This window comes from Pseudomonas sp. Sample_20 (assembly GCF_004307585.1).
In the GTDB taxonomy this organism is placed as follows: Bacteria; Pseudomonadota; Gammaproteobacteria; order Pseudomonadales; family Pseudomonadaceae; genus Aquipseudomonas; species Aquipseudomonas atacamensis.
In genome coordinates this window covers 1-10,812 of sequence record NZ_RCOA01000116.1, presented here as the reverse complement: position 1 = coordinate 10,812, position 10,812 = coordinate 1, and the positions used below count along the sequence as shown (strand labels likewise).

Below are 10,812 nucleotides of genomic sequence, written 5' to 3'. Positions count from 1 at the left end.
GTGTGGAAGATCCTGCCGATATGTTTGCGCCTTTGTTAAAGAAACTTTTTGGAAGCAAGAACGAGCGTGAAGTCAAACGCATGCTCAAGACGGTGCAGCTCGTCAATGCCTTCGAAGAGCAAATGGTGGCCCTTTCGGACGATCAATTGCGCGCCAAGACCGCCGAGTTCAAGGCCCGTATCGCCAAAGGGGAAACCCTCGACAAGCTGTTGCCGGAAGCCTTCGCCGTCGCCCGCGAGGCCGGCAAGCGTGTGATGGGCATGCGCCACTTCGACGTGCAACTCGTCGGCGGCATGACCCTGCACGAGGGCAAGATTGCCGAAATGCGCACCGGTGAGGGCAAGACCCTCGTGGCCACCCTGGGTGTTTACCTCAACGCACTGTCCGGCAAGGGCGTGCACGTTGTGACCGTGAACGATTACCTGGCCCGCCGTGACGCCAACTGGATGCGTCCGCTGTATGAATTCCTCGGCCTGACCGTCGGCGTCGTAACGCCGTTCCAGCCGCCGGAAGAGAAGCGCGCCGCCTACGCCGCCGACATCACCTACGGCACCAACAACGAATTCGGTTTCGACTACCTGCGCGACAACATGGCGTTCAGCATGGATGAAAAATTCCAGCGCGAACTCAACTTTGCCGTGATCGACGAAGTCGACTCCATCCTCATCGACGAAGCGCGTACTCCGCTGATCATTTCCGGTCAGGCCGAAGACAGCTCCAAGCTGTACATGGAGATCAACAAACTGATCCCGCAGCTGGAACTGCACGTCGAGGAAGTTGAAGGCCAGGTCACCAAGGCCGGTCACTACACCGTTGACGAAAAGACCCGTCAGGTCGAACTCAACGAAGCCGGTCACCAGTTCATCGAAGAAATGCTCACCCGCGTCGGCCTGCTGGCCGAAGGCGAGAGCCTGTACTCGGCGCACAACCTTGGCCTGCTGACTCATGTCTACGCCGGTCTGCGTGCGCACAAGCTGTTCAACCGCAACATCGAATACATCGTCCAGGACGGTCAGGTCGTACTGGTCGACGAACACACCGGTCGTACCATGCCGGGTCGTCGTCTGTCCGAAGGCCTGCACCAGGCTATCGAAGCCAAGGAAGGTCTGAACATTCAGGCCGAGAGCCAGACCCTGGCCTCGACCACCTTCCAGAACTACTTCCGTCTGTACACCAAGCTGTCCGGCATGACCGGTACCGCCGACACCGAAGCGTTCGAATTCCACCAGATCTATGGTCTGGAAGTCATGGTCATTCCGCCGAACAAACCGTTGGCGCGTAAAGACTACAACGACCTGGTGTTCCTCACCGCCGAAGAGAAATACGCGGCGATCGTGGCCGACATCAAGGAAAGCATGGCTGCCGGTCGCCCGGTGCTGGTGGGTACCGCGACCATCGAGACCTCCGAGCACATGTCCGAATTGCTCGTCAAAGAAGGCATCGAACACAAGGTTCTCAACGCCAAGTTCCACGAAAAAGAAGCTGAAATCATTGCTCAGGCCGGTCGTCCGGGTGCGCTGACCATCGCCACCAACATGGCCGGTCGTGGTACCGACATCCTGTTGGGCGGCAACTGGGAAGTGGAAGTCGCTTCGCTGGAAAACCCGACTCCCGAGCAGATCGCCCAGATCAAGGCCGACTGGCAGAAGCGTCACCAGCAAGTGCTGGAGTCCGGCGGCTTGCAGGTAATTGCTTCCGAGCGTCACGAATCGCGCCGTATCGACAACCAGCTGCGTGGCCGTGCCGGCCGTCAGGGCGATGCCGGTTCGAGCCGCTTCTACCTGTCGCTGGAAGACAGCCTGATGCGCATCTTCGCCTCCGACCGCGTGAAGAACTTCATGAAAGCCCTGGGCATGCAGCCGGGCGAAGCGATCGAGCACCGCATGGTGACCAACGCGATCGAGAAGGCGCAGCGCAAGGTTGAAGGCCGCAACTTCGACATCCGCAAGCAACTGCTCGAGTTCGACGACGTCAACAACGAACAGCGTAAAGTGATCTATCACATGCGTAACACGTTGCTGGCCGCCGACAACATCGGCGAAACCATCGCCGACTTCCGTCAGGACGTGCTCAACGCTACCGTCAGCGCCCACATTCCGCCGCAATCGCTGCCAGAGCAGTGGGACGTGGCCGGCCTGGAAGCGTCGATCGAAAGCGATTTCGGCGTGAAACTGCCGATCCAGCAATGGCTCGACGAAGACGATCACCTGTACGAAGAAACCCTGCGCGAGAAGCTCATGACCGAGCTGATGGCGGCGTACAACGAGAAAGAAGACCAGGCCGGTGCCGAGGCGCTGCGCTCGTTCGAGAAGCAGATCGTCCTGCGCGTACTCGACGACCTGTGGAAAGATCACCTGTCGACCATGGATCACCTGCGTCACGGCATTCACCTGCGCGGCTATGCGCAGAAGAACCCGAAGCAGGAATACAAGCGCGAATCCTTCACGCTGTTCTCCGAGCTGCTCGATTCGATCAAGCGCGACTCGATCCGCGTGCTCTCGCACGTTCAGGTCCGCCGCGAAGATCCGGAAGCCGAAGAGCAACGCCTGCGTCAGGAAGCCGAAGCACTGGCGGCGCGCATGCAGTTCGAACACGCCGAAGCGCCTGGGCTGGATCAGCCGGAAGCGTTGGGTGAAGAGGTCGATGTGGCACTGGCCACCGCCGCTGCCCCTGTGCGCAACGAGCAGAAGCTGGGCCGCAACGAGCTGTGCTACTGCGGTTCGGGCAAGAAATACAAGCATTGCCACGGGCAGATCCAGTAAAACCCGTTTCAATCGCTGAACACCCCGCGCCGCGACCGGCTCCTGCCGTCGCGGCGTTTTGCCATTTATCCCACCGTCCTTTCCCGTGGCGGTGCTGACATCATTGAGTAAGGAGCGCATTCATGGCTGTTGGTCTTGGTCCTTTGCCAACGTTGCACCCGGTTGCCGGTTTTGAACTCGGTATCGCCTCGGCCGGCATCAAGCGCCCGGGGCGCAAGGATGTGGTAGTGATGCGCTGTGCTGAAGGTTCGACCGTGGCTGGCGTGTTCACCCTGAACGCGTTCTGCGCCGCGCCGGTGATTCTGGCGAAAAAGCGCGTGCACAATGCCGTGCGTTACTTGCTGACCAACACCGGCAATGCCAACGCCGGCACCGGCGAGCCTGGCTTGGCGGCTGCCGAGCGCACCACCGCTAAGTTGGCCGAGCTGACCGGCGTCGATGCCAGCCAGATTCTGCCGTACTCCACCGGTGTGATCGGCGAGCCGCTGCCGGTCGAAAAAATCGAAGGCGCACTGCAAGCCGCGCTGGATGATCTGTCGGAGAACAACTGGGAAGCCGCCGCCACCGGGATCATGACCACCGACACGCTGCCCAAGGGCGCCAGCCGCCAGTTCGAGCATGACGGCGTGACCATCACCGTCACCGGCATCAGCAAAGGCGCCGGCATGATTCGCCCGAACATGGCGACCATGCTGGGTTACATCGCCACCGACGCCAAAGTCTCCCGCGAGGTGCTGCACAACCTGATGCTCGACGGCGCCAACAAGTCGTTCAATCGCATCACCATCGACGGCGACACCTCGACCAACGATTGCTGCATGCTGATCGCCACTGGCAAGGCCGCGCTGCCCGAGATCACCCGCGCTGAAGGCGAGCTGTTCGCCAAGCTGAAGCAAGCGGTGTTCGAAGTGTGCATGGACGTCGCCCAGGCCATCGTGCGCGACGGCGAAGGCGCGACCAAGTTTGTTACCGTCGAAGTGAATGGCGGCGGCAATCATCAGGAATGCCTGGACGTCGGTTACACCGTGGCCCACTCGCCGCTGATCAAGACCGCGCTGTTCGCCTCCGACCCGAACTGGGGCCGCATTCTTGCCGCTGTCGGCCGTGCCGGTGTGCCGGACCTGGACGTGAGCAAGATCGATGTGTTCCTCGGCGACGTGTGCATCGCCAGCCGTGGCGCCCGCGCAGCGACCTACACTGAAGCCCAGGGCTCGGCGGTGATGCAGCAGGAAGAAATCACCATTCGCATCGAACTGGGTCGCGGTGATTGCAGCGAAACCATCTGGACCACCGACCTGTCGCATGAGTACGTGAAGATCAACGCTGAATACCGCACGTGACCTGAACGGTAGGAGCGGGCTGCTGGCCTCTTCGCGAGCAAGCTCGCTCCCACAGTGGTTACGGCCGTTCACAAATATTGTGTACACCTCAGAACCTGTGGGAGCGAGCTTGCTCGCGAAAGCGGAGGTTGCGACACAATAAATCTTGAAGTTTCCTCTGACGAAAAGGCGCCACACCATGTCCCTGCACCTGATCATCGGCGACAAACTGCTTTCCTCCTGGTCCCTGCGTGCGGCACTGGCGCTGGACCTGACCGGCGCACCCTACAGCGAAGAGCTGATCAAGCTCGGCAAGCCCGACACTCGTGAGCGCCTGCTCAAGCATTCGCCGACCGGCAAGGTGCCGCTGCTGCAAACCACCCGTGGCACCATCGCCGATTCGCTGGCCATTGCTGAGTACCTCGCCGAACAGTTTCCGTCCGAGCAACTCTGGCCGAGCGATACCTTTGCCCGCGCCCAGGCCCGCTCGGCCTGCGCACAAATGCACAGCGGTTTCTTCGCCATGCGTAACCACATGCCGTTCAACCTGAGCCAGGACGCACCGCTGAACCCGGTGCCGCCGGAAGTAAAGGTCGATATCGAACGCATGCTCGCGCTATGGGCCGAATGCCGCGCGGCAGCCACGGAAGAGGGGCCTTACCTGTTCGGTCGTGTCAGTCTTGCCGACGCGGTTTTCGCGCCGATCGCCGTGCGCTTGCGCACCTATCAGGTGAAGTTGCCGGCAGTCGACGAAGCGTATGTTGAAACCATCTACCAATGGCCCGCCTTCAAGGCGTGGCAAAAGGCTGGACTGGAGGAATTGAATCCGTGAAACGCGTCCACGTCGCCGCTGCCGTCATCCGTGACGGTGCCGGCAAAATTCTTATCGCCCGCCGTGCCGACACCCAGCATCAGGGCGGCTTGTGGGAATTTCCCGGTGGCAAGGTCGAGGCTGACGAATCAGTCCAATCGGCACTGGCTCGCGAGCTGCACGAAGAGCTGGGCATCGTCGTTGATGCTGCCCGGCCGCTGATCAAGGTTCGCCACGATTACCCGGACAAACAGGTGTTGCTGGATGTCTGGGAAGTATCAGCGTTCAGCGGCGAACCCCACGGCGCGGAAGGTCAGCCACTGGCTTGGGTCACTGCCAGGGAATTGATCAACTACGAGTTCCCGGCAGCCAATCAGCCGATCGTCGCGGCGGCGCGTTTGCCTGCCGAATACTTGATCACTCCCGAAGATCTGGAAGGCCCGGCCTTGTTGCGCGGCATCCAGAAAGCGATTGCCGGCGGAATCAAATTGATCCAGCTGCGCGCACCCAAAGGCTACGACCCGAAATACCGTGATCTGGCGGTCGATGCGGTGGGCCTGTGCGCCGGCAAGGCGCAGTTGATGATCAAAGGGCCTTTCGAATGGCTCGGTGATTTCCCGTCTGCCGGGTGGCACATCACCGCAGCCCAACTGCGTAAATACGCAGCGGCAGGACGTCCGTTGCCAGCCGAGCGCTGGCTCGCGGCGTCGTGCCATAACGCCGAAGAACTGGCGCTGGCCGAGCAGATGGGCGTCGACTTCGTCACCCTGTCCCCGGTGCAGCCGACGCTGACGCACCCGGATGCACAGCCGTTGGGGTGGGAGCAGGCGCAGGCGTTGATCGACGGTTTCAGTAAACCGGTGTTTCTGCTCGGTGGAGTAGGGCCGGCGGAACGCGAGAAAGCCTGGGGTGTTGGGGCTCAGGGTGTGGCGGGGATTCGGGCGTTCTGGCCAGAAGCTTGATTCTCGATTGAGGCTAGCGGCCTCTTCGCGAGCAGGCTCGCTCCCACAGTGGATTGCATTTCTCCAGTCAGAATGCAGGCAAATGTGGGAGCGAGCCTGCTCGCGAACGCGCCCTGACAGGCGCTACTTTCCTTCAGGTTTTGCAGCCGGCTGCCACAAAATTTCCGCCACCCCTTGCCGCCGCGCAATCAACCGCGCCACAACAAACAGCAAGTCCGACAACCGATTGATATACGCCAGGCCAACTCCGGCCAATGGCTCCAGCGCATTCAAATGCTGACAGCGGCGTTCGGCACTGCGCGCCAGACTGCGGCAGACATGCGCCTGCGCAATCAACATCGAACCACCCGGCAAGATGAAGTTTTCCAGCGGCCCCAGCTCTTCATTCCACACATCGATCGCCGCTTCCAGCCGCTCGATTTCAGCCTCGTTCAGTGCCTGATATTCCGGCATCGCCAGTTCACCGCCGAGGTCGAACAGGCGATGCTGACACGGCGCCAACACCTCAATGATTTCATTCAGCCCCGGATGCACTGCGCGCTCGGCGAGCAAACCGGCGAGCAACACGCCGACCTGACTGTTCAGCGTATCGACCTCGCCGATCGCCTCGATGCGCGGGTGATCCTTGGGGACGCGACGGCCGTCACCGAGGCCGGTTTCGCCTTTGTCGCCGGTGCGGGTGTAGATCTTCGACAAGCGAAAGCCCATGGGTTACCTCGGTAGTGAATTGGTTTCGGTGGTCAACGGCGCAGGCTGCACCAGCGGCAGACGCAGAGTGAAGCAAGTGCCCTGGCCGGGCGCCGACTGCACTTCCATCTGGCCTTTGTGATTGTTGGTGATGATGAAGTACGACACCGACAGGCCAAGGCCGGTGCCCTGGCCGATTTCCTTGGTGGTAAAGAACGGCTCGAAAGTGCGCTTGCGCACGTTCTCGCTCATGCCGATGCCGTTGTCCTCGACCTGAATCTCGGCCCACGGCGGATTGAGTCTGGTGCGCAAAATGATCCGGCCCGGCTCGCTGTCGTCTTCGCGCTGATGAATCGCCTGCGCGGCGTTTTTCAGCAGGTTGAGCAACACCTGTTCCAACTCGTTGGCGGTGCCCGGGACCGGACCGAGGGCAGGGTCGAACTGACGAATGATCGCCTGGCCCTTGAAGTCGAAGCCGATGGCCAAGTCGAAGTCGTTACCGGCGATTTCCACGGCTTGATCAATCAATGCCGGCAGATCGCACGGCGCCATTTGCCGTGTGCTGCGGCGGCTGAAGCTGAGCATGTGCGTGACGATTTTCGCCGCGCGGGCGCCGGCCTGTTGAATGCCGTCGAGCAATTGCGGGACTTCGCGGCCTTGCAGGTAGCGGTTCACCGTGTCCAGTTCGATACCCAGTTGTTCGGCGGTCTCGATGTTCTTCGGCAGATCCGCCGACAGACGCCGACGAATGTTCTGCACGTTGTGCAGGATCGCGCCGAGCGGGTTGTTGATTTCATGGGCCATGCCGGCCGCAAGTCCACCGACGGAGAGCATTTTCTCCGACTGCACCATCATTTCTTCCAGCGACAGACGCTGGGTGATGTCGTCGATACGGATCACCACGCCACGCCCGGCACCGCCCATCAGCGGATAAAACGTCAGCGCATAATGCTTGGGTTCATCGTCCTTGAACCAGGTCACCCGATCGACTTTAGCCACGGTGTGTTGTTCGACAGTGGCCTTGAGCTGCGGTAAAAACGGCTTGAGCGGTTCGAAGGCGAGGAAGATCGGCTGATTCAGCGCCTCGTCCAGGCGCGTGCCGGAGAGCGCGCTGGCCTCTTGGTTCCACTGGGTGACGTAGAGCTGCTCGTCGAGGGCGATCAGCGCCGAGGGCATCGAGTCGATGATGCTGTTGAGGTAATTCTGGAAGCCGGTGAGTTTCTTCTCGATCTTGCTGCGCACCTGGACTTCCAGCTCCAGTTTGCGATTGGTGTGGCGGGTTTCCTCGGCCAACCCCTGCGCCTGATCGTAGGCGGCCTGTGAGTCGTCGCGTGCGCGTTTGAGTTGCTGCTCGCGGGCTTCGATGCGCGAAAGCATGGTATTGAACGCCTCGGCCAGACTGCCGATTTCGTCGTGGTTGCCGCGCGCGGCGCGCAGGGCGTAGTTCTCTTCGCGGGTGACCTGGCGGGACAATTCCTCCAGCTGATGAATCGGCCGGGTAATCAGGCGCTTGATCTGCCGGGCGATGACCAGCCACAGCAGTACGCTGAAGATCAGGATGCCGAGGCTGGCGGTCAGAGTGCCGGTGTAGAACGCCATCGGCAGTTCGCTGCTGGCGACCAGCAACAGATGCCCCGGCGCGGCACCGGGGCGTGGCAGGGTGATCAGTTGGTTGCTGCGAAACTCGGTGAGTTGCCAGGCTTCGACGTGGCGGTAGCGCTCGGGGAGACTGAGTTTCTCGCCGCGCTGCACTTGCGCCAGGCGTTCACCCTTGCCGTCATACAGGGCGGCGGCGCGCAGTGGTGAATAACTGTCGAGTTCCTTGAGCAGGCGCTCGGCGCTGCGCGGCGACTCCAGCGCATCGCTGACCAGACTCGGATTGGCGATCAGCCGGCCGATGGTCTGCAGGGCCTGAGGCGCCATGCTTTCCTGAGAAATGTAGTAGGCGGCGCTGATAAAGGTCAGGTTGGCGACCAGCAGAACCGTGGTCAACAACACCAGCAGGGCAGCCAGCAGTTTCTGGCCGACCGGCAGGTTTTCAAGGCGCTGGCGCAATGGCATCAGGTTTATCGCAGCAGAGGAACAAGTGGTCAGCCTAGCGGCTGCTCAGTCGCTGGGCAATCCACGCTTGCGCAGATGAGCGATCAGGCGTTGCTGCAACTGGTGCAGATGCGGCAGATGCAACTGATGGCGCTCGGCGATTTTGCAGGCGTGGCCCAACAGATAGCTGATTTCGGTGCGGCGCTGGTTGGCGACGTCCTGATACATCGAAGAGTAATTGGCGGCGGTGGCGTGGATCACTCGTTCGACTTCCGCTTGCAGATTGTCCGCCGCAGCAGGTTGGCCGCAGCGTTCGAGCAGTTCGGTCAATTCGGCGCAGAGTGTGGCAACTTCGCAGTGATGCTCGCTGAGCCCGCCGTTGCGGCAATCGTGGAGAACGGTCAGCGGGTTGATCGCGCAGTTCAGCGCCAGTTTGCGCCACAGGCGAGTAAGGATGTCGGCGCTCCATTCATGGGGAATGTTCGCCGCTTGCAGATCGTCCAGCCAGACCGGCGCCAGCGGATTTGCGCCATCGCCCAGCCAGTTGAACCCGTGACCGGCGAACACTACGCGCCAATCGCCGTCACGGAACGCACCCTCGGTGCTGGAGGCGCTGATGCAGCGCGCCTGCGGCACCCGCGCAGCGACGGCGTCCTGACTGCCGAGGCCGTTCTGCAGCAGGATCAGTTCGGCGTTCGGCGCGAGGCGGGAAGCGAGGCGGGCGACGGCCTCTTCGGCGTCATAGGCCTTGCACGCAACCAGCAATCGGCGAATCGGCTCGGGGCTGTCCGGGGTTTCGCCGGGAACTGCATAGGTATGAGCTTGTCCGTTTTCCACCAGAGTCAATCCGCCCACTGCCTCGTAGCTTTGCAAGCGCGCCGCATCCCGCAGGATCAGTCGCACAGGCAAGCCGGCGCGGGCCAGACGTGTCGCCCAGAGTGTGCCGAGACTGCCGGCGCCGAGTACGTGCCAGGTGGTCGGCATCAGTTTTTTGCTCGATTGCTTGCAGGCATGTGCGGCTCGCCGTATCGGTAGGAAAAGACCCGTTATAATGAGCCCGATTTTAACCGCAAGCCAAGCGCGCTCCATGCACATCGAGCGCGCCTTTTTATTGGAGAGATTACATGCCGTCGTTCGACGTGGTATCCGAACTGGACAAACACGAACTCACCAACGCGGTCGAGAACGCCGTGAAGGAACTCGATCGTCGTTATGACCTGAAAGGCAAAGGCAGCTTCGAGTTCAAGGAAAAAGACCTGACCGTCAGCCTCACCGCCGAAGCCGCTTTCCAGCTCGAAGCGATGATCGAAATCCTCAAGCTGGCGCTGACCAAGCGCAAGATCGACGTGCAGTGCCTCGAGGTCAAGGACGCCTACGCTTCGGGCAAACTGATGAAGCAGGACGCCATCCTCAAGGAAGGCATCGACAAAGAGCTGGCAAAGAAAATCGTCGGCCACATCAAGGAAGCCAAGCTCAAGGTCCAGGCTGCCATTCAGGGTGAGCAGGTGCGTGTCACCGGCAAGAAGCGCGACGACCTGCAGGAAGCCATCGCGGCCCTGCGTGCCAAGGAATTCGGCATGCCGCTGCAGTTCAACAACTTCCGCGACTAAGCTTGGTCTGAAGGCTATGTGGGAGCGACCCTGCTCGCGAATGCGGTGTTTCATTCAGCGAAAAGTTGACTGACACGCCGCATTCGCGAGCAGGCTCGCTCCCACAGTTGTTTTGAATACACCCCGGGAAGCCGGAAATCAGGAGATAGAACATGGATTTGAATGCGGAAGTGGACCACCTGGTCAAGGCGTCCCAGGCGTGGATCCCGATGATCATGGAATACGGCAGCCGCGTACTGCTGGCAGTGATTACCTTGGCCATCGGCTGGTGGCTGATCAACAAGGTCACGCAAAAACTCGGCGGTCTGCTCGCTCTGCGCAATGCCGACCTCGCGCTGCAAGGCTTTATCAGCAGCCTGGCCAACATCATTCTCAAGGTGTTGCTGATTGTCAGCGTCGCGTCGATGATCGGCGTCGAAACCACCTCGTTCGTCGCGGCCATCGGTGCTGCCGGTCTGGCGATCGGTCTGGCCTTGCAAGGCAGCCTGGCGAACTTCGCTGGCGGCGTGCTGATTCTGCTGTTCCGTCCGTTCCGTATCGGTGACTGGATCGAAGCCCAAGGTGTAGCGGGTACCGTCGACAGCATCCAGATTTTCCACACCGTGCTGCGTACCGGCGACA

General features: G+C 61.0%; 9 protein-coding genes. 6 read left to right on the top strand and 3 right to left on the bottom strand.

Going from position 1 to position 10,812, the window contains the following annotated elements:
• Positions 1 to 20: 20 nt before the first annotated feature.
• From secA to D8U70_RS23140, 4 genes are all read left to right on the top strand, one after another.
• Positions 21 to 2,762 (top strand): preprotein translocase subunit SecA, encoded by a 2,742-nt coding sequence (secA, locus tag D8U70_RS23155; protein ID WP_038861039.1) that lies wholly within the window; start codon positions 21 to 23, stop codon positions 2,760 to 2,762.
• A 122-nt stretch (positions 2,763 to 2,884) separates the two neighbouring features.
• Positions 2,885 to 4,102, top strand: coding sequence for a bifunctional glutamate N-acetyltransferase/amino-acid acetyltransferase ArgJ (gene argJ, locus D8U70_RS23150; RefSeq protein ID WP_041479803.1), 1,218 nt, complete (start codon positions 2,885 to 2,887; stop codon positions 4,100 to 4,102).
• Positions 4,103 to 4,280: 178 nt separating this feature from the next.
• Positions 4,281 to 4,913, top strand: a complete 633-nt coding sequence (locus D8U70_RS23145; RefSeq protein WP_130929819.1) for a glutathione S-transferase family protein — start codon at positions 4,281 to 4,283, stop codon at positions 4,911 to 4,913.
• The gene (locus D8U70_RS23140; RefSeq protein WP_130929818.1) at positions 4,910 to 5,854 is read left to right on the top strand and encodes a Nudix family hydrolase; all 945 of its coding nucleotides are present in this window, start codon (positions 4,910 to 4,912) and stop codon (positions 5,852 to 5,854) included. Before D8U70_RS23145 ends, D8U70_RS23140 begins: the two co-directional genes overlap by 4 nt.
• Before the next feature lie 123 nt (positions 5,855 to 5,977).
• On the opposite strand, the gene D8U70_RS23130 is transcribed toward D8U70_RS23140, so the two are convergent.
• The 3 genes from D8U70_RS23130 to D8U70_RS23120 are packed head-to-tail and all read right to left on the bottom strand — an operon-like array spanning position 5,978 to position 9,565.
• Positions 5,978 to 6,562 carry a cob(I)yrinic acid a,c-diamide adenosyltransferase gene (locus D8U70_RS23130; protein WP_130929816.1) on the bottom strand — a complete coding sequence of 195 codons (585 nt, stop codon included), beginning with the start codon at positions 6,560 to 6,562 and terminating at the stop codon, positions 5,978 to 5,980.
• Between the two features lie 3 nt (positions 6,563 to 6,565).
• The gene (locus D8U70_RS23125; protein WP_076563949.1) at positions 6,566 to 8,602 is read right to left on the bottom strand and encodes a HAMP domain-containing sensor histidine kinase; all 2,037 of its coding nucleotides are present in this window, start codon (positions 8,600 to 8,602) and stop codon (positions 6,566 to 6,568) included.
• Positions 8,603 to 8,647: 45 nt separating this feature from the next.
• Positions 8,648 to 9,565 (bottom strand): putative 2-dehydropantoate 2-reductase, encoded by a 918-nt coding sequence (locus D8U70_RS23120; RefSeq protein ID WP_130929815.1) that lies wholly within the window; start codon positions 9,563 to 9,565, stop codon positions 8,648 to 8,650.
• 140 nt (positions 9,566 to 9,705) lie between these two features.
• Between D8U70_RS23120 and D8U70_RS23115 the strand changes: the two genes are divergently transcribed.
• Positions 9,706 to 10,191, top strand: a complete 486-nt coding sequence (locus D8U70_RS23115; protein ID WP_016773491.1) for a YajQ family cyclic di-GMP-binding protein — start codon at positions 9,706 to 9,708, stop codon at positions 10,189 to 10,191.
• 152 nt (positions 10,192 to 10,343) lie between these two features.
• Positions 10,344 to 10,812: mechanosensitive ion channel domain-containing protein (locus D8U70_RS23110; RefSeq protein ID WP_130929814.1), on the top strand; the 469-nt coding region annotated here is incomplete at its 3' end.